This is a genomic window from Streptomyces durhamensis, assembly GCF_000725475.1.
Classification (GTDB): domain Bacteria; phylum Actinomycetota; class Actinomycetes; order Streptomycetales; family Streptomycetaceae; genus Streptomyces; species Streptomyces filipinensis.
Map to the genome: position 1 here is coordinate 1 of NZ_JNXR01000013.1, position 24,582 is coordinate 24,582.

23 protein-coding genes and 1 pseudogene are annotated in these 24,582 nt (G+C 71.0%); 17 read left to right on the forward strand and 7 right to left on the reverse strand.

The genetic code is table 11. The annotated features are described in order from the left end of the window. The first annotated feature begins 108 nt into the window (after positions 1–108). From IO33_RS0119490 to IO33_RS0119530, 9 genes and pseudogenes are all read left to right on the forward strand, one after another. Positions 109–753, forward strand: coding sequence for an HAD family hydrolase (locus IO33_RS0119490; protein ID WP_031166666.1), 645 nt, complete (start codon positions 109–111; stop codon positions 751–753). A gap of 94 nt (positions 754–847) precedes the next feature. After that, positions 848–1,588, forward strand: coding sequence for a VC0807 family protein (locus IO33_RS0119495; protein WP_031166668.1), 741 nt, complete (start codon positions 848–850; stop codon positions 1,586–1,588). An 88-nt stretch (positions 1,589–1,676) separates the two neighbouring features. After that, entirely contained in the window at positions 1,677–2,894 is a 1,218-nt protein-coding gene (locus IO33_RS0119500; RefSeq protein WP_031166670.1) for an MFS transporter, read from the forward strand. Next, a complete protein-coding gene (locus tag IO33_RS0119505; RefSeq protein WP_031166672.1) occupies positions 2,845–4,017 on the forward strand; it encodes an acetoin utilization protein AcuC in 1,173 nt (390 codons plus the stop codon). The genes IO33_RS0119500 and IO33_RS0119505 overlap by 50 nt, the downstream gene beginning before the upstream one ends. Positions 4,018–4,099: 82 nt before the next feature. Next, positions 4,100–4,915, forward strand: coding sequence for a phosphatase (locus IO33_RS0119510; RefSeq protein ID WP_031166674.1), 816 nt, complete (start codon positions 4,100–4,102; stop codon positions 4,913–4,915). Between the two features lie 129 nt (positions 4,916–5,044). Further along, a complete protein-coding gene (locus IO33_RS0119515; protein WP_121791081.1) occupies positions 5,045–5,257 on the forward strand; it encodes a helix-turn-helix domain-containing protein in 213 nt (70 codons plus the stop codon). Positions 5,258–5,412: 155 nt separating this feature from the next. Beyond that, positions 5,413–5,511 carry a 30S ribosomal protein bS22 gene (locus tag IO33_RS47515; RefSeq protein WP_003948845.1) on the forward strand — a complete coding sequence of 33 codons (99 nt, stop codon included), beginning with the start codon at positions 5,413–5,415 and terminating at the stop codon, positions 5,509–5,511. Positions 5,512–5,737: 226 nt separating this feature from the next. Further along, positions 5,738–6,799, forward strand: a pseudogene (locus IO33_RS44315) (NAD-dependent epimerase/dehydratase family protein). 14 nt (positions 6,800–6,813) lie between these two features. Further along, on the forward strand, positions 6,814–7,878 hold the full coding sequence (locus IO33_RS0119530) for a lysophospholipid acyltransferase family protein (RefSeq protein ID WP_031166677.1): 1,065 nt from the start codon (positions 6,814–6,816) through the stop codon (positions 7,876–7,878). A 118-nt stretch (positions 7,879–7,996) separates the two neighbouring features. Here IO33_RS0119530 and IO33_RS0119535 read toward each other — a convergent pair whose 3' ends face one another. The 3 genes from IO33_RS0119535 to IO33_RS0119545 form a co-directional block, all read right to left on the reverse strand. Beyond that, positions 7,997–9,226 carry a DUF5667 domain-containing protein gene (locus IO33_RS0119535; protein ID WP_031166679.1) on the reverse strand — a complete coding sequence of 410 codons (1,230 nt, stop codon included), beginning with the start codon at positions 9,224–9,226 and terminating at the stop codon, positions 7,997–7,999. Between the two features lie 249 nt (positions 9,227–9,475). Beyond that, positions 9,476–10,255: an ECF subfamily RNA polymerase sigma factor, BldN family gene (locus IO33_RS0119540; protein WP_031166682.1), complete on the reverse strand. Its 780-nt coding sequence runs from the start codon at positions 10,253–10,255 to the stop codon at positions 9,476–9,478. A 387-nt stretch (positions 10,256–10,642) separates the two neighbouring features. Further along, the gene (locus IO33_RS0119545; RefSeq protein ID WP_078963775.1) at positions 10,643–11,569 is read right to left on the reverse strand and encodes an HAD family hydrolase; all 927 of its coding nucleotides are present in this window, start codon (positions 11,567–11,569) and stop codon (positions 10,643–10,645) included. A gap of 154 nt (positions 11,570–11,723) precedes the next feature. On the opposite strand from IO33_RS0119545, the gene IO33_RS0119550 reads away from it, so the two are divergent. The 6 genes from IO33_RS0119550 to hemB all read left to right on the forward strand — a co-directional run bounded on the left by IO33_RS0119550 (position 11,724) and on the right by hemB (position 18,750). Then, complete coding sequence (locus tag IO33_RS0119550; protein WP_107069338.1) at positions 11,724–12,005, forward strand: glutaredoxin family protein; 282 nt, start codon at positions 11,724–11,726, stop codon at positions 12,003–12,005. Between the two features lie 281 nt (positions 12,006–12,286). After that, positions 12,287–13,063: a redox-sensing transcriptional repressor Rex gene (locus IO33_RS0119555; RefSeq protein ID WP_031166688.1), complete on the forward strand. Its 777-nt coding sequence runs from the start codon at positions 12,287–12,289 to the stop codon at positions 13,061–13,063. Continuing rightward, the gene (locus tag IO33_RS0119560; RefSeq protein WP_031166690.1) at positions 13,060–14,775 is read left to right on the forward strand and encodes a glutamyl-tRNA reductase; all 1,716 of its coding nucleotides are present in this window, start codon (positions 13,060–13,062) and stop codon (positions 14,773–14,775) included. Before IO33_RS0119555 ends, IO33_RS0119560 begins: the two co-directional genes overlap by 4 nt. After that, positions 14,772–15,731, forward strand: coding sequence for a hydroxymethylbilane synthase (gene hemC, locus IO33_RS0119565; protein ID WP_031166693.1), 960 nt, complete (start codon positions 14,772–14,774; stop codon positions 15,729–15,731). The genes IO33_RS0119560 and hemC overlap by 4 nt, the downstream gene beginning before the upstream one ends. Continuing rightward, complete coding sequence (locus tag IO33_RS0119570) at positions 15,728–17,431, forward strand: bifunctional uroporphyrinogen-III C-methyltransferase/uroporphyrinogen-III synthase (RefSeq protein ID WP_031166695.1); 1,704 nt, start codon at positions 15,728–15,730, stop codon at positions 17,429–17,431. The genes hemC and IO33_RS0119570 overlap by 4 nt, the downstream gene beginning before the upstream one ends. 317 nt (positions 17,432–17,748) lie before the next feature. Further along, complete coding sequence (gene hemB, locus IO33_RS0119575) at positions 17,749–18,750, forward strand: porphobilinogen synthase (protein ID WP_031166697.1); 1,002 nt, start codon at positions 17,749–17,751, stop codon at positions 18,748–18,750. 22 nt (positions 18,751–18,772) lie between these two features. On the opposite strand, the gene IO33_RS44320 is transcribed toward hemB, so the two are convergent. Then, complete coding sequence (locus tag IO33_RS44320; RefSeq protein WP_157857873.1) at positions 18,773–19,126, reverse strand: hypothetical protein; 354 nt, start codon at positions 19,124–19,126, stop codon at positions 18,773–18,775. Positions 19,127–19,427: 301 nt separating this feature from the next. Beyond that, positions 19,428–20,249 carry a DUF4253 domain-containing protein gene (locus IO33_RS0119585; RefSeq protein WP_031166700.1) on the reverse strand — a complete coding sequence of 274 codons (822 nt, stop codon included), beginning with the start codon at positions 20,247–20,249 and terminating at the stop codon, positions 19,428–19,430. Positions 20,250–20,345: 96 nt separating this feature from the next. On the opposite strand from IO33_RS0119585, the gene IO33_RS0119590 reads away from it, so the two are divergent. Then, positions 20,346–21,554: an HU family DNA-binding protein gene (locus IO33_RS0119590; protein WP_245235834.1), complete on the forward strand. Its 1,209-nt coding sequence runs from the start codon at positions 20,346–20,348 to the stop codon at positions 21,552–21,554. Here IO33_RS0119590 and IO33_RS0119595 read toward each other — a convergent pair. Further along, positions 21,538–21,948, reverse strand: coding sequence for a VOC family protein (locus tag IO33_RS0119595; RefSeq protein WP_031166704.1), 411 nt, complete (start codon positions 21,946–21,948; stop codon positions 21,538–21,540). The two genes, IO33_RS0119590 and IO33_RS0119595, sit on opposite strands and share 17 nt — an antisense overlap. Before the next feature lie 73 nt (positions 21,949–22,021). On the opposite strand from IO33_RS0119595, the gene IO33_RS0119600 reads away from it, so the two are divergent. Beyond that, positions 22,022–22,972, forward strand: a complete 951-nt coding sequence (locus tag IO33_RS0119600; protein WP_031166706.1) for a helix-turn-helix transcriptional regulator — start codon at positions 22,022–22,024, stop codon at positions 22,970–22,972. 217 nt (positions 22,973–23,189) lie between these two features. On the opposite strand, the gene IO33_RS0119605 is transcribed toward IO33_RS0119600, so the two are convergent. Next, positions 23,190–24,509 carry a hypothetical protein gene (locus tag IO33_RS0119605; protein ID WP_031166708.1) on the reverse strand — a complete coding sequence of 440 codons (1,320 nt, stop codon included), beginning with the start codon at positions 24,507–24,509 and terminating at the stop codon, positions 23,190–23,192. Positions 24,510–24,582 lie beyond the last annotated feature (73 nt).

Genomic DNA, 24,582 nt, shown 5'->3' on the forward strand with positions numbered 1-24,582 from the left:
GATGGTACTGCAGGGGGGACCCTGTGGGAGAGTAGGACGCCGCCGAACAATTTTTGAGAAAGGCCCACGCCGTATGGCGTGGGCCTTTCTGCGTTTATGATCGAATGCATGCGCTATGACCTTGTCATTTTCGACAACGACGGTGTCCTCGTCGACAGTGAGCCGATCTCCAATCGGCACCTGGCCGCCTATCTGACCGAGCTGGGACACCCGACGTCGTACGAGGACTCCATCCGGGACTACATGGGATCGGCCATGCACCGGATCCACGAACTGGTGCTGGAGCGGACCGGGCAGCGGCTGCCGGACGACTTCGACGACGTCTTCCACGCGCGCGTGTTCGCCGCGTTCGAGCGGGAGTTGCAGCCCGTCGCAGGCGTCGAGGGGGTACTCGAGAAGCTGGCCGCGGACGGGGTGCCGTACTGCGTCGCCTCCTCCGGGAGCCATGCGCGGATCCGCGTCGGGCATCGTACGACCGGGCTCGACCGGTGGTTCGCCGAGGAGCGGATCTTCAGCTCCGAGGACGTGGGCCGGGGCAAGCCGGCGCCCGACCTCTTTCTCCACGCGGCCGAGCGCATGGGGGTCGCACCGGAGCGGTGTGTGGTCATAGAAGACTCCCCGCTGGGAGTCCAGGCGGCCGTTGCGGCCGGGATGGATGTCTTCGGGTTCACCGCGATGACGCCGGCGGCAAGGCTGGCGGGGGCGAATCAACTTTTCTCGTCCATGGGGGAGTTGGCCGAACTGCTGGTATGACCTGAGCCATCGGGCCGGACCCTGACAATTGTCATGCGGACGTCCGGACGATCGTTTCTACAGGCGGACCCCCTGCGGGGGCGAAGCTGAGGGCATGACGAAGAACACGGGGGCCCAGGGCCGGACCGAGCAGCAGAAGCAGAACCCGAGCGTGCTGGACAACTTCAAGCCGCTGATCCTGGACGTGGCGGTGCCGCTCGGCTCGTACTACCTGTTCAAGGATGCCCTCGGGATGAGCACCTTCGCCGCGCTCGCCTGGAGCAGTGTGGTGCCGGCGGTGCGGACCGTGTGGGCCCTGGTGAAGGAGCGGAAGGCGAACGGACTCGCCGGGCTGATCCTGGCCGTCAACCTCGTTTCGCTGCTCTTGACCTTCGTCTCCGGTGACCCCCGGCTGATGCTCGCGAAGGACGGCGTGGTCAGCAGCACCGTCGGGATCGGGATCCTGCTCTCCGTGCGCATGGGCAAGCCGATGATGACCGCGGGCCTGAAGCCCTTCCTGGTGAAGACCGACGCGGCCAAGGAGGCCGCCTGGACGCGGCTGACGTCCGGAGCGACGGCCCGGTCCGCGGAGTTCCTGCGCAAGGAGCGGGCCTACTCCGTCGTCTGGGGCCTGGCCCTGCTCACCGAGTGCGTCGCGCGGGTCGTGGGTGCCTACACCGTCCCCGTGGACACCATGGTCTGGCTCGGCACGGTCTTCGTGGTCGGCGCGATCGGGATCGGCATGCTCGTCGGCGGTGGACTGGCCATCGAGCCGATGCAGAAGATGCTCCAGGCCGAGACCGAGTCCGGAGCCGAGGTCGGCGAGGCCGGGGCCACCGCGCCCGTCGCCGCCTGACCCACACGTACTCACCAGGTAAAGCTGAAGGAAATTCATCTTTGGCTGGATCTACCCACAGGTAGTCCGGGGCCCTACGCTCGCCGCCATGACAGATGTGCTGCGGCGCGGTAGGGCCTCGCTGGCGTTCGGCTTCTTCGCCCAGGGCGTCACCTTCGCCTTGCTCGTGACGCGCATCCCGGCGATCCAGGACCGGTACGGCATCTCCGACGCGCTGTTGCCGGTGTTCCTGGCCGCCGTACCCATCCTCGCGGGTGTCGGCAGTGTGACCACCGAGCAGCTGGTGAAGCGGATACGGCCCAGCCGGCTGCTGCGCTGGTCCCAGCCGCTGGTGCTGCTGGCGCTGCTCGGTGCCGGGGCGGGCGGGCGGATCGCGGAGCTGGCGGTGGCGCTGGGCGCGTTCGGGCTGGCGGTGGGGGCGCTGGACGCCTCCATGAACATGCTGGGGGTGAGCCTGCAGCGGTCGTACGGGCGGAGCATCATGCTCAGCTTCCATGCCGCCTACAGCCTGGGCGGGATCCTGGGCGCCTCGCTGGCGTGGGTGGGGGCGCACTGGCATCTCGCGCTGTGGGTGTCGTACCTGCCGGTGGTGGCCGTGCTGCTGCCCGCGACGCTCGTGGGGAGCCGGTGGTACGTCGACGACGAGCCGGCGTCCGTGGGTCAGGAGCGGGGCCAGGGGCAGGGCGGGGGTGTCGTCTTCAAGCTGCTGTTGCCGCTGTGCCTGGTGATGACCTTCGCCTACATCGGGGACTCGACCGTCTCCAACTGGAGCGCCAAGTACCTGAAGGACGTGCTGGGCAGCTCGGAGCAGCTGGCGACCGTTCCGTACAACGTGTACATGGTGACCACTCTGCTGGGGCGGGCCATCGGGGACTTCGGGGTGCGGCGGTTCGGGGCGGCGGCGGTCGTACGGCTGGGGACGCTGGTGGCGGCGGGCGGGTTCGCGGTGGTGGCCTCGGCGTCCGGGGCCTGGGTCGGGATGCTCGGGTTCACACTGCTGGGTCTGGGGTTGTGCGTGCTGGTGCCGCAGACTTTCGCGGCGGCGGGCAGGCTGTTCCCGGGTGCTTCGGATGCGGCCGTCGCGCGGCTGAACATCTTCAATTACGTGGGTTTTCTGGTCGGTTCGCCGTTGGTGGGGGCACTGGGCGACGCCTGGAGCTACCGGGGGGCGATGCTCGTGCCGATGGTGTTGGTGCTGGTGACGTTGGTGTACGCCAGGTCGTTCGCCGCTCAACCGGACCGATACGGTGGCGGGCATGAGCGGCCGCGCACAGCTGATGTGGGACGAGGCAGTAACGGGCTATGACTTCGGCCCGGACCATCCGATGGATCCGGTCCGGCTGGCACTGACCCGGAAACTGGTGGCTGCCTTCGGGCTCGACCGGGAGCTGGAGGTCGTCGCGGCCAAGCCGGCCGGGGAGTCGACGCTGCGGCTGGTCCACCGGCAGGACTACATCGACGCCGTGAAGGCGGCGTCGGCGGATCCGGCGGGGGCCCACGGGGCGTACGGGCTGGGGACCGTCGATGATCCCGCGTTCGTGGGGATGCACGAGGTGTCGGCGCTGATCGCCGGGCAGTCCGTGGGGGCGGCGGAGGCGGTGTGGCGGGGGGACGCCGAGCACGCCGTGAACTTCGCGGGCGGGCTGCATCACGCGATGCCGGGAGGCGCGTCGGGGTTCTGCATCTACAACGACGCCGCGCTGGCCATTGCCCGGTTGCTGGAGCTGGGGGCCGAGCGGGTCGCCTATGTGGACGTCGACGTGCACCACGGGGACGGGGTGCAGGCGGCGTTCTGGGAGGATCCGCGGGTGCTGACGATCTCGTTGCACGAGCATCCCCGTACGTTGTTCCCGCAGACCGGGTGGCCGCAGGAGACCGGGGCGGACCGCGCCGAGGGCTCGGCCGTGAATGTCGGGCTGCCGGCGGGGACCGGGGACGCGGGGTGGGTCCGGGCGTTTCACGCGGTGGTGCCCGAGCTGCTCGCGGAGTTCCGGCCGCAGGTGCTCGTGTCGCAGCACGGGGCCGACACGCACTTCGAGGATCCGCTGGCGCATCTCGCCGTGTCGCTGGATGCGCAGCGGGCGGTGCAGGTGGCGTGTCATGAGCTGGCGCACGAGTACGCCGGGGGGAAGTGGATCGCGCTGGGGGGCGGCGGGTATGCGGTGGTCGATGTCGTGCCGCGGTCGTGGACGCATCTGGTGGGGATCGCGGCGGGGAGGCCGGTGGCGCCGGAGGCGGTGATTCCCGAGCCGTGGCGGCAGGAGGTGTTCGCCCGGACCCGGCAGTTGGGGCCGCAGCGGATGACGGATGGGCGCTGGCCGGTGAACTGGGCGTCGTGGGAGTCGGGTTACGACCCCGCTGATCGCCTGGACCAGGCCGTACGGGCCACTCGCCGGGCGGTGTTTCCGTTGCGCGGGCTGCTGCCGTGATCCTTCTCGGCCGTTAGGCCAACCGTGCGGACTTCGTCCGTTCCCGTCCCCTCGCCCGGCCCGATGCGTCACGATCGCACGCATGTCGACCGGCGGAGCTCTGCGCGCGCATCTGCTGGCTGTCCGGCTCGCCGGGGAGATCGGGACCTCGCGGGAGGACAGTCTGCGAAGTTACCGGCTGTTCGCCGCGCGGGATCCGCGGGTGCTGATCGGCATCGACCCCGAAGGGGTCTGGGGGCAGCGGGACGTGCTGGGTCTGATGGCGGAGAGGTGCGGGGTCTCGGCCGATCCCCGGCACACTTCGGGTCCGGACGTGATCGATCCCGAGCGGACGCTGGCCGCGCTGGACGCGTTCGCGGGGCGGATCGGGGAGGCGGCGAGGCGGGGGGCGCCGGTGTTGTTCGGGACCGGGCATCCGCAGCGGCTGCTCGCGTTCTACGCAGGCTTGGCGGACGCGCTCTCGGCGGCGGGGTGTGCCGTGCTCACCCCGGCGCAGGGTCGCTGTGTCGACATATTGACCCGGTTCGGTCTACGTACGTGTGCACTGGACTACGCGCGGGGGGTCGGGTTGGTGCGGGAACCCGGTGGTGGGCGCCCGGGTTGTGAGCCGGGCGTGCACTGTCATTCGCCGCTGCCGGTTCGGGTCGTGCTGGAGGCCGCGGCGGCGGGTGGCGGGCCGTTGCCGGAGCTGGTCGTCGGGGACCACGGGTGGGTCTGCGGTGCTGGTCAGCTGGGGTTCGAGGCGATCGGGCTGGCCGACACCGATGATCCGGCGCTGTTCGTGGGGGAGGCGGAGGGGCGCGTGTCCGTCGTCGTTCCGGTTGATGACGGCGTGCGGTCTGATCACTACCGGCCGCTTACCCGCTACGTACTCAAACGAGCGAGTCTGTCACAGTAGGCCTGCGATGGGTGCACCTCTTCCCCACTTGCATCACCCGCCCCTACATTGGGGAGTGAGCACGCAACGACGAAGAGTCACCGGAAGGGGAAGCCGGTGGCCGTCGAGTGCGGAAGGTTCAGGTGTGTCATGGCTGCAGCTGGCGAGAGGCCTCTGAACGAGGTTCAGTTCCTTACCGTGGCGGAGGTCGCCTCGGTGATGCGAGTGTCGAAGATGACCGTGTACCGCTTGGTGCACAGCGGTCATCTGCCCGCGATCCGGGTGGGGCGGTCCTTCCGTGTCCCGGAACAGGCGGTACACGAGTACCTCCGCGACAGCTATGTGGGGGTGGAGACGGCCTGACGACGACCCCGGGTGGCCGTGGGTGACCGCGGGTGACCTGGGGTTACCCCCTCGATTACGACCTGGGCGCTCGGTTGGGTAGGCTAGCCCCTCGTAGGTCGTGTGGGCCCATGGCGCCCAAACAACCGAGTGATGAGAAGTGAGCGAGGGTAGTCGTGGGCTCTGTTATCAAGAAGCGGCGCAAGCGGATGGCCAAGAAGAAGCACCGCAAGCTGCTCAAGCGCACGCGCGTTCAGCGTCGCAACAAGAAGTAGGCGACGCGCGAGAGCGTGTCAGCGTGTTTCTGTGGCCTCCCATCGCACTGGTGGGAGGCCACAGCCGTTTTCGGGGCACCCGTCCCGCGGGGGAACCTACCCGCGGGGGAACCTGGAAGTTCCGATGAGTGAATTTCCGTCACTTCATGCATCGGGCGGTCATCACAGCGCAACAACAACCCGCTAGGTTGGCCGTACGCATCACGTACGAGGGAAGGCGCTGATCTTGGGGAAGGTCGTGCTCGTCACCGGAGTGGCCCGGCAACTGGGCGGCCGGTTCGTACGGCGGATCCAGCGGGATCCGGAGGTCGACCGGGTGATCGCCGTGGACGCGGTGCCGCCGGCGCACCATCTGGGCGGGGCGGACTTCATCCAGGCCGACATCCGGCAGCCGACGATCGCCCGGGTGCTCGCCGAGACGGGCGCCGACACGGTCGTCCACATGGATGTGACGGGTACGGCGCTGGGCAGCGGCAGCCGGGCCACGGTCAAGGAGACCAACGTCATCGGCACCATGCAACTGCTCGGCGCCTGCCAGAAGTCGCCGGCCGTGAGGCGGCTGGTGGTGAAGTCCAGTACGAACGTGTACGGGTCGGCGCCGCGTGATCCGGCCGTGTTCACCGAGACGACTCCGCCGAAGTCGCTGCCGAGCGGTGGGTTCGCGAAGGACACGGTCGAGGTCGAGGGGTATGTGCGCGGGTTCGCCCGGCGGCGGCCGGACGTCGCGGTGTGCGTGCTGCGGTTCGCCAACATCCTCGGGCCGGCCGCGGAGACCCCGCTGGCCTCCTACTTCGCGCTGCCCGTCCTGCCGACCGTGTTCGGCTACGACCCGCGGCTGCAGTTCGCGCACTAGGACGACGTCATCGAGGTGCTGCGGATCGCCTCGCACGAGCCGCGCCGGGGCACCCTCAACAGCGGCACGTTCAACATCGCGGGCGACGGCGTGCTGCTGTTGTCGCAGTGCTCCCGGCGGCTCGGACGGCCGACCGTGCCGCTGCTGCTGCCCGCGGTCACGTGGGCGGGTTCGCTGGTGCGTACGCTCGGTATGACGGACTTCTCGCCGGAGCAGATCCGGCTGCTCACGCACGGGCGGGTGGTGGACACGGTCCAGATGCGCGAGACGCTGGGTTTCACGCCCCGGTACACGACGGCGGAGACGTTCGAGGACTTCGCGCGCGGCCAGGGCCCTGGTCTGGTGCCGCCGGAGGCCCTCGCGGGGGCCGTCGACCGGATCGCCGCGCTGGCCGCGAGGGGCGGCGGCCGGCTCACCACGCACAGCGCCAACTGAGGAGAGCGGCAACGATGGCGGACGCCAAGGTCATTCCGTTCGACGACGACCGGTCCCGGGGCAGCGCCGTGCAGCGCCCGGCGCGGCGGCGCGGCGCGGGCAGTCGGCGCGGCGCGCTCGGCGAGGCCGGGGAGATGGGTGAGGTCCAGCCTCTGCCGGGCCGGGGCGGGGGGCAGGAAGACGGGTCTGTGAGCCGTGCGGAGGGGCCGTTGGAGCGGTCGGGTGACGGGGGGCGGGACGCGGGCCTGGAGCGGCGTGTGGCGGCCGGGCTGGCCTTCCTGCGGCGCCGGCTGACCGGGGACTACGACGTCGACGACTTCGGTTACGACGAGGAGCTGACCGACCAGGTCCTGATGTCGATGCTGCGGCCGGTGTACGAGAAGTACTTCCGGGTCGAGGTGAAGGGCATCGAGAACATCCCGGCGAAGGGCGGGGCGCTGATCGTCGCCAACCACTCCGGGACGCTGCCGCTGGACGGGCTGATGATGCAGGTCGCCGTGCACGACCGCCATCCGGCCGGCCGTCATCTGCGGCTGCTGGCGGCCGACTTGGTGTTCGTGCTGCCGGTGGTCAACGAGCTGGCGCGCAAGCTGGGGCACACCCTGGCGTGTGCGGAGGACGCCGAGCGGCTGCTGGCGCAGGGCGAGCTGGTCGGGGTGATGCCGGAGGGCTTCAAGGGCATCGGGAAACCTTTCAGCGAGCGGTACAAGCTCCAGCGGTTCGGCCGTGGCGGTTTCGTGTCGACGGCGCTGCGGCAGGGCGCGCCGATCATTCCCTGCTCGATCGTCGGGGCGGAGGAGATCTACCCGATGATCGGCAACGCGAAGACGCTGGCGCGGCTGCTGGGCTTCCCGTACTTCCCGCTGACACCGACGTTTCCCTGGCTCGGTCCGCTCGGTGCGATCCCGTTGCCGACGAAGTGGACGATCCAGTTCGGCGAGCCCATCCCGACGGACGGTTATCCGCCGGAGGCGGCCGAGGACCCGATGCTGATGTTCAACCTGACCGACCAGGTCCGCGAGCAGATCCAGCACACGCTGTACAAGCTGCTGGTGCAGCGGCGCTCGGTGTTCTTCTGAGTTCTTCTGACGCCGGTCTGAGGCCTGGTCCGGACACGACGACCTGGTCCGGATACGACGACGGGGGCGCCCTGCTCGGAAAGGGCGCCCCCGTCGTCGTATCCGTGGGGGGTCAGGGTCAGTGCGTTTCCTCGCCCTCGATGCCCAGGCCGGGCAGGAGGCCCGGGAGGAGCGGGGGAAGGGTGACGTCCGGTGCGGTCGTCGGGGGCTTGCTGGTGGACGGTGCGCTGCTGCCGGGGCCGGTCTTCGGTGGCTCCAGCAGCCCGCCGGTGTTGCCGCCGATCAGGCCCTCGCCGCTGCTGCCGGTGGCCGAGCCGCTCGGGTCTCCGGTGCTGGTGTGCTTGCCGGAGGCCGGGGTGTGGCCGGAGGCGCTGGGCGTGGTCGACCGGTGGGCGCCGGAGGAGCCGGTGGTGGCCGAGCTGGTGCCCTGCCGCTTGCCGTCGCTGCTCTGGGAGGGCGGCGGCGGGAGCAGGGACTGCAGCGGGGCGACCTCTTGGTCTATGGCGTCGAACACCGACGACACCTGCTGTTTGACGTCCCCGAGCTGCACGGGCAGCTTGTCGCTGAGCGCGCTCCAGACCTCGCGGTGGGACCGGGAGAAGGTGGAGAGGGCCTGGATCGGGCCGAGCGAGCCGGGGTCCGCCTCATAGGCCTCGTGGAGCAGGCGGTGGCCCTCCGCCACGTCGTGCTGCATGCCGGAGAGCGTGCGGCGGATCTCACCGATGGACTCGTGGTCGAGCTGGCCACCGCGGCCGCGGTCCATCAGCCGGCGGGCCTCGTTGAGCCGGGTGGAGGCCTGGTCGAGGTAGGTCTGGCCGCGCTGGTCGTCGCCGTCGGTCAGGTAGTTGAGCTTGAAGTCCTCGATGCCGCGTTTGAGGCCGTACAGCGAGTCGCCGGGCAGGGCCTCGGAGCTTGCGGCGGCGACTCCGCCGAAGGCTCCTGCGGCCACGCCGACGCTCAGGCCGCCCGCGGCGAGTCCCTTGGTCAGCCGGGAACGGGGGCGGAGTTTGCCCAGCGGTCTCGCTCGGTGCGCGCCCCGGCCGTGCCCTCGCTGTCCGGGTACGGGCGTGTCCGCCGCCCCGGTGCCCTCCCGGAGCATGGCCTCCATCGCGGCCACCAGTTGGGCGCGCTGCACGACCTTGACCTCGGGATCGAGTTGCGGCTTGGGCAGTGCGCCGAGGCCCGTGGTGAGGGTCAGCAGTTCGCCCTGCTCGGAGCGTTCCTCGGCGGTCGGCGGGAATCCCGCCGGACTTTCGGACTGCTCGGCCGCCGTGTCCCGGTCGGACTGCTCCTCCAGGGCCTGGGCGAAGGCGTTCGCCCGCCGGTGGGTTGATACGTTCGCGATCACTGGCGGCACCTCCTCTCGTCATGACGGTCGACTCCCCAGGGGGTCCTGAGGGTTGCACGCCGCGACCACTTCCACACGATCGAGTGATCAGGGTCGGCCAAGACGTGACCGCAGGGAGCCTGTATCCCGCACAACGACTGGCGCGGCACTTGGGTTACGGACGGCGGATGACCGGTTCGGAAAGGCAACGGGCTTTCACGGAACGTGAGTTGGCCGTCGCCATCCGTGGCGGCGTGCGGGGGCCCCGGCTCAGCGCGCGTCGTCCGGCAGAAGCCGGGCCAGGGTGCGTACAGCGCGGTACTGGAGGGTCTTGATGGCGCCCTCGTTCTTGCCCATGACGCGGGCGGTCTCGGCGACCGAGAGGCCCTGGAGGAAGCGGAGCGTGACGCACTCCTGCTGCTGTGGGTTGAGCCGGCGTACGGCGTCGAGCAGCGCGGCGTTCGACAGGGATTCCAGGACGGAGTCCTCCGGGGAGCGCTCGACCTCGTTGGCGTCGAGCATCTCGCCGGTGGTGACCTCCAGCCGGAAGCGGCTGGACTTGAAGTGGTCGGCGACGAGGTTCCGGGCGATCGTCACCAGCCAGGCCCCGAAGTCGCGGCCCTGCCAGGTGAAGGTGCCGATCCTTCTGAGGGCCCGCAGAAAGGTCTCGCTGGTGAGGTCCTCGGCGGTGGCCCGGCCGCCGACGCGGTAGTAGATGTAGCGGTAGACCGTGTCGCTGTACTGGTCGTACAGCCGGCCGAAGGCCTCGGCCTCGCCCGCCTGGGCGCGCTCGACCAGGTCCATCATCCGGGCGCTGTCGCTGTCGGCGGCCGGGCGGCGGGCGGTGGCGGCGCCGGCGGAGCGCCCTCGTCTGCCGACCGCGGCGCTGCCGTCGGCCAGTGCGTAGCACGGGCCGACGGGCGCGGCGGCGGCGAAGGCGGGGACGGCGTACGCGGTGGGGACGAGGCCGCGCAGCGTCTCTTTGACCGTTGCGACTGTTGCGCGCAGCGTAGCCAGGCCCGAGGCGTCAACCCCGACGTGTGGGTACACGGGACTCCCAGAGGCAGAGCTTCCATCACGTGCAGTGCGGGACCGTTCACCCGTCGTAGCGACGGAGGGGTACCGGTTTGCGTCTGAGGAGAATAACGCTTCGTGCAGGCACTGCTACACCGAGTTGCTCAAATCATCGATTGCGTCGCTTCTTTTATCGATTGACGCCACATCAAGTGCCGTAAATTGACCGCTTGTTGAGCGAAAAGCGGCCGGTTTCGGTGAGGTACGGGGCGTGTTGAAATGGCCGCGGCATAATCCGTGCGCGGTAACAGGGCGGGCGGGTTTGACGCGCTACTCGCTCGGAGGTGCCACCGCGCCCACCCGCGCCGCCCGCGCCGCCCGCGCCGACCACGGCGGCACGGCTGACCGTGGCCGCGCAGGCGTCTATCGGCGGCGTCGGCTCAGGGCGATGGCCGCCGCGGTGCCGCCGGCGACCGCGCCGACGCCGGCCGCCGCCGGGATGCCGACCTTGGCCGCCTTGCGGCCCGTGCGGTAGTCCCGCAGCCGCCAGTCCTGCTCGCGGGCGTGTCTGCGCAACTTGGCGTCGGGGTTGATGGCGTAGGGGTGGCCGACCAGGGACAGCATCGGGATGTCGTTGTGGCTGTCGCTGTACGCCGCGCAGCGGGAGAGGTCGAGGCCCTCCGCCGCCGCCAGGGCGCGCACCGCCTCCGCCTTCGCCGGGCCGTGCAGCGGCTCGCCGACCAGCTTGCCGGTGTAGACGCCGTCCACCGACTCGGCGACCGTGCCGAGGGCGCCGGTGAGGCCCAGGCGGCGGGCGATCACCTGGGCGATCTCCACGGGTGCCGCCGTGACCAGCCACACCTTCTGGCCGGCGTCCAGGTGGGCCTGGGCGAGGGCGCGGGTGCCGGGCCAGATGCGGTCGGCCATGTACTCGTCGTAGATCTCCTCGCCGATCGACGCGAGTTCGGCGACCCGGTGGCCCTTGACGATGGACAGCGCCGAGTCGCGGGCGTCCTGCATGTGCTCGGGGTCCTCGACGCCGGCCAGCCGGAACCAGGCCTGCTGCCAGGCGAACCTGGCCAGGTCGCGGGTCTCGAAGAACTTCCGCTTGTACAGGCCCCGGCCGAAGTGGAACAGCGCGGCGCCCTGCATCACGGTGTTGTCGAGGTCGAAGAAGGCGGCCGCCTTGTCGTCGCCGATCACCGGGAAGTCCGGTTCCTCGGCGACCTGCGGGGTCTCCCGCGCTTCCTGCGACGACTTGCGGGCAGCCTCCGCCGAGGCCTCGCCTGCCAACACGCTGCGCGCCGTGGCGGAGCGCCTACGAGGAGTGAGCCATCCGAGAGCGGCCATGTCGTGAGCATAGCCAGTTTGTTCGGTGCTTCCGTCGGTCGAGAGGTTGGAAGCGTGTGAACTCTCCGCGACCTGGCCGTAAAACGGGCGCGCGGCCCGGGGGGTGGAGCAGGGGCTCCGCGCGGGGGGAGCCACCGGCGGGCGACGCGGGAGAATGGCCGGTATGAGTCCCCTTTTCCGGCGCAAGGCCGATCCCCGCGAGCGGCTCGTCACGCTGATCCGCAAGCCCGGCTGTCACCTCTGTGACGACGCCCAGCTCGTCGTCGACAAGGTCTGCGGCGAACTCGGCGTGTCCTGGGAGCACAAGGACATCACCGAGGACAGTGACCTGCACGACCGGTACTGGGAGCAGATCCCGGTGGTGCTGATCGACGGCGAGCAGCACACCTTCTGGCGCGTGAACGAGGAGCGGCTGCGCCGGGCACTGACCGAGTAGTCCAAACTGGCCCGGAAAGTCACTTAGGATCGACGGCGGTTTGGTCTCGGGGGCGGGATTCGTGAGGAGAGTGTGCGGGTTTGCCCCCAGTAACGAAGGAACGTCGGTGCGTATGCACCGGTTCCCGGCGAGGGCAGCATGGTTGCGTGACCCCGGTCACTTCTGCCGGGCAAATCGGACACCATCTTTGTGCACGCGTTCACAAAGACATAGCCTGCTGTCGACGGGGCGGTCTGGGGACGCATGACCGCCCGCAGCCCCGCTCTACCCGCAGGAGCACCGTGGCAACTGGCCGAACACACCGACCGGCGACCCGCAGCCGAGGGATTCCCGAGGCCACCGTCGCCAGGCTTCCGCTGTACCTCCGAGCCCTGACCGCGCTGTCGGAGCGCTCGGTGCCCACGGTCTCCTCCGAGGAGCTGGCCGCGGCGGCGGGGGTCAACTCCGCCAAGCTGCGCAAGGACTTCTCCTACCTGGGCTCCTACGGAACGCGCGGTGTCGGCTACGACGTGGAGTATCTCGTCTACCAGATCTCCCGTGAACTCGGCCTGACCCAGGACTGGCCGGTTGTCATCGTCGGTATCGGTAACCTCGGCGCCGCCCTCGCCGGCTACGGCGGTTTCGCCTCCCGCGGCTTCCGTGTCGCCGCGCTGATCGACGCCGACCCCGCGATGGCCGGGAAGCCCGTCGCCGGTATCCCCGTGCAGCACACGGACGACCTCGAAAAGATCATCAAGGACAACGGGGTGTCCATCGGCGTCATCGCCACCCCCGCCGGCGTCGCCCAGCAGGTCTGCGACCGGCTCGTGGCCGCCGGCGTCACCTCCATCCTGAACTTCGCGCCGACCGTGCTGTCTGTCCCGGACGGCGTCGACGTGCGCAAGGTCGACCTCTCGATCGAACTCCAGATCCTCGCCTTCCACGAGCAGCGCAAGGCCGGCGAGGAGACCGCCGCGGGCGACGGCGCACTGCCCGCCGCCACTGCCCGTGGCGCGTCCGCAGGCGACTCCGCCGACCAGGGACCCGACGGGGACGTACCCGCCGTGATGCCGGCATGAGTCTCCTCGTCGTCGGGCTGAGCCACCGCAGCGCGCCGGTCAGCGTGCTGGAGCGGGCCGCGCTGAGCGCGGACGCCCAGACCAAGCTGCTGCAGGACACGGTCGCCGCCGAGCCGGCCACCGAGGCCGCCGTGCTCGCCACCTGCAACCGCATCGAGCTGTACGCCGACGTGGACAAGTTCCACGCCGGCGTCGCCGAGCTGTCCACGCTGCTCGCCCAGCACAGCGGTGTCGGCCTGGAAGAACTGACCCCTTATCTCTACGTGCACTACGAGGACCGGGCCGTCCACCACCTGTTCTCGGTGGCCTGCGGCCTGGACTCGATGGTCGTCGGCGAGGGACAGATCCTCGGCCAGATCAAGGACTCGCTGGCCAGGGCGCAGGAGCTGCACACCGCCGGACGGCTGCTGAACGACCTGTTCCAGCAGGCCCTGCGGGTGGGCAAGCGCGCCCACTCCGAGACCGGTATCGACCGCGCCGGGCAGTCCCTGGTCACCTTCGGCCTGGAGCAGCTGGCCGTCTCCGCCGCGGTGCCCGCCTGGGCCGAGGGCAAGAAGGCGCTGGTCATCGGCGCCGGGTCGATGTCCTCGCTGGCCGCGGCCACGCTCGCGCGATCCGGGATCGCCGAGGTCGTCGTCGCCAACCGCACCTTCGAGCGCGCCGAGCGGCTCGCGCAGATCCTCACCGAGGCCGAGGACAACACGACGACCGCCCGCGCGGTGTCGATGGACGCCATACCGGGCGAGCTGACACGTGCCGACGTCATCGTCTCCTGTACCGGCGCGACGGGCCTGGTCCTCACGGCGGAAACGGTCGCCCAGGCGGTCGAGGGCCGCACCGGCGCCCCCGTCACCGAGATCGCCGGCAGCGGCCGTACCGCCGAGGACGACAGCGCCCGTACGGCTCCCAGGACCACCGGCACCCCGCTGCCGCCCACCAGCGTCGGCACCGACGAGAACTGCCCGCTGGACCTGGCCGCCGTGCAGCCCGGCTTCTCCGTCATGGGGGAGGCCGCCGTCGCGGGCATGGACGCGGCCACCCTGGAGCAGCACGCGGCCTGGGCCGCGGGCGGCACCCTCGACCGTCCGGGCCGCCGTACGCCCGAGGCGGACGCCGAGCTGATCACCGCGCTGGCCGCGACCGCCGCCACCGTCGGCCGCGTCCCGGAGCGGCGTAAGCCCGAGCCGGTGGCCGAGCGTCCCGCGCCCTCCCTCTTCCTCCTCGACCTGGCCATGCCCCGCGACATCGACGCGGCCGTGCACCGGCTGGCCGGGGTGCGGCTGGTGGACATCGAGTCGCTGGCGGAAGCCTCCGCCGACGCGCCGATGGCGGCCGATGTGGACCAGGTCCGGCGTATCGTCTCCGACGAGGTCGCGGCCTTCGGCGCGGCACAGCGGGCGGCGCACATCACGCCGACCGTGGTCGCGCTGCGCACCATGGCCGCCGACGTCGTCGCCGGTGAGATCGCGCGGCTCGACGGCCGCCTGCCCGACCTGGACGAACGCCAGCGCGGTGAGATCCGGCAGGCCGTGCACCGGGTCGTCGACAAGCTGCTGCACGCGCCGACCGTACGGGTCAAGCAGCTCGCGGCCGAACCCGGCGGCGCCGGGTACGCGGACGCGCTGCGCACCCTGTTCGACCTCGACCCCGAGACGGTCGCCGCCGTCTCCCGGGCCGGGGACAGCACAGACAAGAAGGACCGACCGGCATGACTGAGAAGGCACTGAGACTGGGGACCAGGCGCAGCAAGCTCGCCATGGCCCAGTCCGGGCAGGTGGCGGAGGCCGTCCGCCGGGTGACCGGGCGGCCCGTCGAGCTGGTCGAGATCACCACGTACGGCGATGTCTCCCGCGAGGCACTCGCGCAGATCGGCGGCACCGGCGTGTTCGTCACGGCGCTGCGCGACGCGCTGCTGAAGGGCGAGGTCGACTTCGCGGTTCATTCGCTCAAGGACCTGCCGACCGCGCAGCCCGACGAGCTGGTCCTGGCCGCCGTACCGGTGCGCGAGGACCCGCGGGACGTGATCGTCGCGCGTGACGCCCTCAAGTTCACCGATCTGCCGCGGGGCGCCCGCATCGGCACCGGCGCGCCGCGCCGCATGGCGCAGCTGAACGCGTACGCCCGCGCCCACGGACTGGACATCGAGACGGTCCCGATACGCGGCAACGTCGACACCCGCATCCGGTACGTCCGGGACGGCGAACTCGACGCGGTCGTCCTGGCCGCCGCCGGACTGAACCGGATCGGCAGGATCGACGAGGTGACCGACTTCCTGTCGGTCGACACGGTTTTGCCCGCCCCCGGCCAGGGGGCCCTGGCGATCGAGTGTGCCGCGGACCGCGCGGACCTCATCGCGGCGCTCGGCGAGCTCGACGACCCGTTCACCCGGGCCGCCGTGACCGCCGAACGGTCACTGCTCGCCGCCCTGGAGGCCGGTTGCAGCGCCCCTGTGGGCGCGCTGGCCGACCTCCTGGCCGACGGGCAGTTTGTCAAGGAAATGCGCCTGCGCGGTGTGGTCGGCACGACCGACGGCACCCGCATGGTGCAGCTGTCCACCACCGGTCCCGTGCCCCAGACGCACGACCAGGCGTTGGCACTCGGTCGCGACCTCGCCACCGAGATGCTCGCCCGGGGCGCGGCCGGTCTGATGGGGGAGCGAGCACATTGAGCCCCACCACCCTTCCCGCCGCCGGTCCTGAACACGGGCACGTCACCTTCCTCGGTGCCGGACCCGGAGATCCGGGACTGCTGACTCTGCGCGCTGTGGAGGCGCTGTCGAACGCGGACGTCCTGGTCGCCGAGCACGAGGTGCTCGACGTGATCCGGACGCACGCCCGACAGGGCGTCTCCGTGGTGCCCACCGACGCGGATCCCTCCGCGGCGCCGCCGGGCACGCCCCAGTTGACGGTCGTTGACGGCACGTCAACAACCGCCGCTTTCCGGGCCGCTGCCCGGGATGCCGCTCATCTTGTCATGGAGGCTGCGCGGGGCGGCAGGCGGGTCGTCCGTGCGGTGTCCGGGGACCCGGGACTTGATACGTACGCGGCCGAGGAAATGCTCGCCTGCGCCGCCGCCGGTGTGCCCTTCGAGGTGGTACCGGGTGTCGCGGCCGCGGTCGGCGTGCCCGCGTACGCCGGTGTGCCGCTGCGGGACGCGCAGGGAGCGGACGTCCGGTTCGTGGACGCCCGTACGGCCTCGGACCGGTGCTGGACGGAGGTGGGTGCCTCCGACGGCACGGTCGTCGTCTCCACGACCCTGGACTCCGTGTCCGCCGCGGCGGGCGAGCTGGTGTCGGCCGGCCGCAAGCCGGACACCCCCCTGACAGTGACGATCGCCGGTACGACGACCCGCCAGCGCACCTGGACGGCGACGCTCGGCACGATCGCGCAGACGCTGAAGCAGGCGAAGGTGCTGCCGTCGCCGGACGGCGGCCGGCCGGTGATAGCCGTGGTCGGCGAGCGTTCCGCCACCGCCCGGCGCGACCAGCTGTCGTGGTTCGAGTCCAAGCCGCTGTTCGGCTGGAAGGTGCTCGTGCCGCGCACGAAGGAGCAGGCGGCGTCGCTCTCCGACCAGCTGCGGTCCTACGGCGCTGTGCCGCACGAGGTCCCGACGATCGCGGTGGAGCCGCCGCGCACGCCCCAGCAGATGGAGCGCGCGGTCAAGGGCCTGGTGACGGGCCGCTACGAGTGGATCGCCTTCACGTCGGTCAACGCGGTGAAGGCGGTACGGGAGAAGTTCGAGGAGTACGGCCTTGATGCTCGGGCTTTTGCGGGTATCAAGGTGGCTGCGGTGGGCGAGCAGACCGCGAAGGCGCTCGTCGCGTTCGGTGTGAAGCCGGACCTGGTGCCGAGCGGCGAGCAGTCGGCCGCCGGTCTGCTGGAGGACTGGCCGCCGTACGACCCGGTGTTCGACCCGATCGACCGCGTCTTCCTGCCCCGGGCGGACATCGCCACGGAGACCCTGGTGGCCGGTCTGATCGAGCTGGGCTGGGAGGTCGACGACGTCACGGCCTACCGGACCGTGCGGGCCTCGCCGCCGCCGGTGGAGACCCGCGAGGCGATCAAGGGCGGCGGTTTCGACGCGGTGCTCTTCACGTCGTCGTCGACGGTCCGGAACCTGGTCGGGATCGCGGGCAAGCCGCACAACGTGACGGTGATCGCGTGCATCGGTCCGGCCACGGCGAAGACGGCCGAGGAGCACGGGCTGCGGGTCGATGTCATGGCGCCGGAGCCGTCGGTGCACAAGCTGGCGGAGGCGCTGGCCGACTTCGGCATGAAGCGGCGCGCTGCCGCCCTGGAGGCCGGGGATCCGGTGACACGACCCAGCGAGCGGCGGCCGGGGGCGCGCCGGCGCCGCACGACCACCTGAGGTACCAGGGGGCTGGGCCCCCTGGTACCCCGGTCTCTTCGGCGTCCACGCTCGTCTGCGCCACCGGCTGGGCCACGCCCGTGCCGGTGAGGATGATGGCCGGCTCTCGCCGTCCGTCGGGGTGATCGACGTCGCCGTGTAGTCGGCGTCGAAGACCTTCTCGACGGCGGCGACGTCGCGCGTGTCGTCGGTGAAGACGCCGTATGACGGCGCCGCCATGCCCGCGAATGCGACGTCTACGGGCCACCTGTGAGCGGTTCTCCGGGCCGACACGGTGTTGGCAAAGGCGTGGGGCGGGCGGGCGTAGCGTAGGAGCCATGACGAAGTACGGATCCTTCCCCGGTACGCGTCCCCGACGGCTGCGGACCTCGCCCGTCATGCGCCGCATGGTCGCCGAGACGCGCCTGCACCCGGCCGACTTCATCCTTCCGGCGTTCGTCCGGGAGGGCGTGAGCGAGCCCGTGCCGATCGCCGCCATGCCCGGAGTCGTCCAACACACCCGCGACAGCCTGAAGAAGGCCGCGGCGGAGGCCGTGGCGGCCGGGATCTCCGGCATCATGCTCTTCGGCGTCCCGGAGGACGACAAGAAGGACGCCCAGGGCACGGCCGGCACCGACCCGGACGGGATCCTGCAGGTCGCACTGCGCGATGTGCGCTCCGAGGTCGGCGACGACCTGCTCGTCATGTCCGACCTGTGCCTGGACGAGTTCACCGACCACGGGCACTGCGGCGTCCTGGACGCCGAGGGCCGCGTCGACAACGACGCCACCCTGGAGCGGTACGCCGAGATGGCGCAGGTGCAGGCCGACGCGGGCGCTCATGTCGTCGGCCCCAGCGGGATGATGGACGGCCAGATCGGCGTCATCCGCGACGCGCTCGACCAGATCGGCCGCGAGGACGTCGCGATCCTCGCCTACACCGTCAAGTACTCCTCCGCCTTCTACGGCCCCTTCCGCGAGGCCGTCGCCTCCTCGCTCCAGGGCGACCGCAAGACCTACCAGCAGGACCCCGCCAACTGGCGGGAGTCCCTGCGGGAGCTGGAGCTGGACCTCGCCGAGGGCGCGGACATGGTCATGGTCAAGCCGGCCGGGCCGTACCTCGACATCCTCGCCCGGGTCGCGGACGCCGTGGACGTGCCCGTCGCCGCCTACCAGATCTCCGGCGAGTACGCGATGATCGAGGCCGCCGCCGAGAAGGGCTGGATCGACCGGGACCGGGCGATCTTCGAGACCCTGACCGGCATCAAGCGTGCCGGAGCGCGGAACATCCTCACCTACTGGGCCACCGAGGTGGCCCAGAAGGTACGCCAGGCCGACTGACCTAATCGCCGTCGGCCCCCCGTCAGGGGCTGCCCGGCTTCCACCCCAGGTACGTGCCGATGGCGGTGCTCTTGTAGTTGGACTTGTGGCCGATCTCGCCGTTCGGTCCCGCGTCCGTCATCCAGACACCGCCCTGGCCGTCCGACAGGCCCACGTGCCAGGACGGATTCCCCGTCTTCCAGAACACGAAGGACCCCATGGGCGGGGTGCCGTTGGTGTGCCGGTCCCCGTCGTCCGACAACCAGTGGTCCTTCGCCGTGGTGTGGACGACGTGGCGCTTCCAGGCCGCCGCCACCGCGTACTCGCAGCGGCCGTGGTACGAGGTGTCGCCCTTGTGGGCCACCATCCAGTCCATGGCCTCCATGAGCGGAGGCATCTGAGCGATCCTCGGAGCGCTCGCGACCGGACGCGGGGCCGCTTCGGCCGCCGTTCCCCCGGCGGCCGAAGCCACACCGGATGCCGTCGCGGTCAGCGCCAGGCACAGTGCGGCGCCGAACACGGGTGCTGTCAGGCGGTTCTTGAGTTGTTGCGCAGTACGCACGATTCCCCGTTCTCAAAGGATCCGTCGAAGGTCTGACCTGGTCAGGGCCAGAGGGTGATCACGCATCTTGAGATGCCCCGCCAGTATGCCTACTCACGGGTACGAGTGCGGTACGGATTTTCACCGCCTTGCCGCGTCAGTCCCACCAAAAGGTCCAGCTCGGCGCCCCGATCAGGGACTTCGCGTACGCGCCGAGGGTGTCCCGCTCGCCCTGGAGCACGTTGTCCGGGCACAGCGCGAAGTGCTCCGCCGCCAGGGCCTCCGCCTCCTCCCGAGTGGCCGGCGGGGCCGCGACCGACACGACGAGGACGTCCGGGCCGAGGGCCACCACGCGGATGCCGAAGCGGTCCTCCCAGGAGCGCAGCACCGCGCATATCCGGGCCACGTCACCCTCGTAGTTCACCGGACCGGTCCAGCCGATCGCCGCCGGGATGTCGGCGGACCGGCGGGCCGCGACCAGTGCGAGGTGCGGCTCCTCCACGTCCGACTCCGGGTCCCCGACCAGCGCGTCGGCGACCTGTGCGGCGCGGGTGTCCGGGTCGGCGGCGAGGGCGGCGGTGGCGGGCGCGAGGCCCGGCCACTCCTCCCCGAACGGCTCGATCTCCTCGGCGATCTCGCCGTCCTCCGTCTCCTCCTCCCAGTACTCCGCGAGGACGTCCTCGGCGTCGTGATCGCCCGGGTACGACGTCTCGCCGGGCAGCAGCACCCAGTCGTGGGGACCGCCCACGCCACCGCCGGTGTCCACGAGCACCGGCAGCAGACCGGCCCGGGCCGCCGGCGCGCCCAGTGCCTTCCAGGTGCCCGGCGCGGCCGGCTTCTCCGCGTACCACAGCAGAGGTTCGTGCCAGGGGCCGTCGTCCGCCATGTCGACGAGCCTGCCGGGCGGGAGTTGAAGCCCGAGGGAACGCCCGCTGGGGTCGGTGGCCAGCCTGGGCAGCGGATTGGGAAGAGTCGCCATGCCCGTGACTGTAAAGCCCCTCACTGACAACGCCGTTGACCGGGTTCCCCGATGAACCGGTGCCCGCCGCAGCCTCTCTTACCGGGTGATGTTGTGATGAGCGCCGGGTGCCGGGTTGCCGGGGGAGGGGAAGGGCGGAACGTGTGGATCGGGCGTTACCCGGTGCGATGGCACATCGTGCTGCTCACCCTGTGGACCGCCGTCTGGTTCGTGGTGGCCGAGCGCCACGCCGCCATCTCCTGGCACTACCTGAGAACCGGCCAGCAACTGCTGTTCGACCAGGTCTCCGGCGGCGGCCTGGCCCTCTACGCCAACCACCCGAACCTGCAGATAGGACCCGTCAGCTTCGTGGTGGCCGGGCTGTTCGCGCCGTTCCCGGCCGACGTCGGTGAGAAGCTGGCCGACGCGTTCATGTCCGGCCTCGGCCTGTACATGCTGGTCCTGGTCGGCCGCGCCGCCGCCGACCACAACCGGGGTACCGGCCTCAACCACAAACGCCTCCAGCAACGCGTCCTGATCGCCGGTGCCGCCTTCATCCCCATGTGGGTCGAGGTCTCGGTCCGCTTCGCCCATCTCGACGACGTCCTGGCCCTGTTCTTCACCACCCTCGCCGTCCGCGCCCTGGTCCGCGGCAAGGCGACGGCGATGGGTGTGTTCCTGGCGCTGGCGGTGGACTCGAAGCCCTGGGCGGTCGGCTTCCTGCCCTTACTCCTGGCACTGCCCCGCCCCGCCCGCCTGCGCTCGGCGGCATGGGCCTTCGGCCTGGTGGCGGTCGCCTGGCTGCCCTTCTACCTCAGCCACCTGGACACCCTGCACGCGGCCCGCTTCACCATCCCCAACCAACCGGCGTCCTCGCTGCGCTGGTTCGGTGCGAACGACCCCGTGACCCCCTGGTGGGACCGTCCCGCGCAGATGGCCCTCGGTATCGCCCTGGGCGCACTCGCGGTACGACGGCACCGCTGGCCGGCGGTGGTCTTCCTGGCCGCCGACGCCCGCATCCTGCTCGACCCGAGCGTGTACACGTACTACAACGCCTCGGTTCTGCTGGGTACGCTCATCTGGGACTCGATCGGCCAACGCCGCCTGGTCCCCTGGGTGAGCTGGATCGCCCTCATCTCCCTCTACGGAAGCGCCCTGCTGGTCCCGTCGGACTCCACCCAGGGCTTCATCCGCCTCGCCTTCGGGCTCGGCTCGGCGGCGTACGTGCTCTTCTGGCCCCAGCGGGCGCCCCGTGGCGGGCGGACCCCCGGCACGGATCCGCCCGTCACGGTGCCGCCGGGGCGAGGTGTCAGACCAGCGTCGTGATGCAGAACGGATGGCCGGCCGGGTCGAGCAGGACCCGCCAGCGGTCCTCGCCCGGCTGGAAGCCGGGCTTGGTGGCGCCCAGGTCGAGCAGCCGCTTCTCGGCGATGTCCAGGTCGTCCACGCCCAGCTCGATGTGCGCCTGCTTCTCCTGCGCGGGGTCCGGCCAGGTGGGCGGGCGGTAGTCGGCGAGGCGGTTGAATCCGAGGCCGGTCGCGCCCTCCTTGCCGAGCAGGACGAAGTCGTCGGTGGAGAAGAGGACCGCCATGCCGAGCAACTCGCCGTAGAAGCGGGCCATTTCGGCGGGGTCGGCGCAGTCGAAGGTGACGGCGGCGTAGCGGAACGCGGGGGCGGAAGCGGGTGTGGAACCGGATGTGGAAGTCGTCTCCGTGGTCATGGGGAGGACGCTAGGACATGACCAGGACAGGTTCGGTCCTGGTTGTGCTGATGGCTGTGCCAGACTTCCCGCCGTGCTGAGCTCGTCCGCCCGCCTCCTTCGCCTGCTGTCGCTGCTGTCCTCCCGCCCCTCCTGGACCTGCGCCGAGCTGGCCGAGCGCATGGAGGTCACCGACCGCACGGTCCGCCGGGACATCGCGAGGCTCAGGGATCTCGGCTACTCCGTCGATTCCGAGGCCGGGCCCTGGGGCGGCTACCGTCTGCGTGCCGGGTCCCACGTGCCGCCGCTGATCCTCGACGACGAGGAGGCGCTGGCCGTGGCGGTCGGCCTGCGGGAGGCGGCCCTGAGCGACGCGCTCGGCGGTGACCAGGCGGCACTGTCGGCGCTGCTGAAGCTGAGGCAGGTGCTCCCCCGCCGGGTCGCGGAGCGGCTGGGTGAGCTGGACGACGCGTTCGTCAGGCTGCCCGGGGCCGACGGGCCGCAGATCAGGCCTGGTCTGCTGCTGGAGCTGGCCGTCGCCTGCCGGCAGAAGGAGCGGGCCCGGCTGTCGTACACGGACGGGGAGGGGCGGGCCACCGTCCGGGAGGTCGACCCGTACCGCCTCGTCCACACCGGCCGGCGCTGGTACCTCGTCGCGCGGGACGTGACCCGGGACCAGTGGCGCACCTTCCGCGCCGACCGGATCGACCGCTTCCAGCCCACAGGCCTCGCCGCGGACCTCACCGACCCACCGGACCCGGCGCGGCTGGTCTCCCGCAACATCGCGAACGGCCCCTACCCGCTGTCGGCGACCATCCGCCTCCCCCTCCCCATGAGCCAGGCGCTGCGGCTCATCCCGCCGACGGTCGGCACCCACCGCCCCGACGGCCCGGACGCGACCCTGGTCGACATCGGCGGCCCCGACCCGGACGGCCTCGCCCGCTACCTCCTCGGCCTGGGGGCGCCCCTGCGCGTCCTCGCGCCGGAAGAGGTACGGCAGGCCTTGCTGCGCCGCACCCGCGAACTCGTCGAGGAGAACGCGTGACGGCGCACGGCGTCAGCGGTTCTGGCCGGGCGGCTCGGGGGCGACGACCTCGCCACTGCTGTCGGAGCTGCTTCAGCGTGCCGTCCACGGACAGCCGCCCGGAGATCGCCGTCTCCGGCATCATGCTGCCGTTGCCCGTGGCGAACCTGGCGGGCGGGGGTCCGTCGCCTGGAAATACCGGGACGTCGTTCGCGGGTGTGCCTTTCGGTCGGCCCCGTCAGATGGCATACGCCCCCGTGCACGGTCTTCCGTGGGCTCGGGCGTGCGGGGTGAGGGCCACGATTCCGGCTCCGCGCACTCTCGTGTGCGGGCCCAGGTCGAAGGGGCTCACGCCCAGTCGGCGTGCCAGGTCCGGTGCCAGGTACGGGGCGAGGTCCGTCCACTCCTCGTCGGCCTCCTCGCCGTCGGCGGGGGCGTCGCCCACCGGCGTGATGCCTTCCTCGATGCAGGCGGCACGCTCCTGCGGCAGGGGTTCGCCCAGGCTGAACCGCGCGTCGTCCTTCGCCCAGGAGCCCTTGCAGCGACGTACGGCCTCGCCGTTCTCGGCCACGAGCCAGCCCGAACCGCCGCCCTGCTCACCGAAGTAGTAGGCCTGGGCCCGGCCGTGGCGACGGCTCAGTTCCGTGACGACGCGCAGCACGTCCTCCGCGCGCTCGGGGTCGACGGGGTTGCACCAGGGGCCGAGCACCAGCGTCCATCCGTCCACCTCGGGGGTGACGTAGACCCTGCCGTACTCGGCACCGTCGTGGCTGTCGTGCGAACCGACGCTGAGGCCCAGCTCGAACGTGGCCGGCCTGGCGTCGAAGAGGCCGAGCAGTTCCGCGATGCCCTGCTGGTCGCCGCCGGGGACGGCGATCCAGGACGTGAAGCAGGTGTCCAGCGGCTGGGCCCGGTCGTCCAGGAGCTTGATGCGGACCAGCCGTTCCACGGCGGCGCGGTCCGCCGCCGACAGGGCCTCCTCGCCGCCGGCCGCGGCGAGCACGGACAGCGCGTGTGCCCGCAGCTTTCCCGGGCCGTGCCTGCGCACGTGCCGCAGCGGCTCCAGCACGCCGTCCCCCAGCATGGTCAGCAGCCATCTCACCCGCTGGGCCACGTCCTCGTCCGGGTCGGCCAGCAGGGGTATCAGCGCGTCGATGACCAGGTCGTAGTCCACATCGGGGTTCGGTTTGCGGCCGTAGGCCACCGAGCAGGCGGACTGGATGCCCATGGCGGCGGACTCACGTACGGACGCCGACGGATGGTTCAGCGCCTCGATGTAGCGGTCGACCGCGCCGAACGACGTGAAGGTGCGGCTGAGGCGGCGGCGTGACACCTTGTCCGACGCCGATGCCAGAGCGGCCAGCACCTCGTCGTAGGCATGCTCCGGGATCCACTTGACCAGCAGCCGTTCTATCTCCTGCCAGGGCACGGGGGACGTCTCGTCCAGCAGCTCCGCGATCAGCGGCCGCACCACGGATCGGCCCTCCACGGCCAGCCGGACCCGCGCCGCCTCCCGCTGGTACGGATCAGCCGCGAGGGCCTTGATCGCATCCTTCATGTCCACGGCAGTCCCCCACACGCATGCAATTGGCCTTACAGAGGCCCATGATGGTGCAGGGGACTGACAGTCG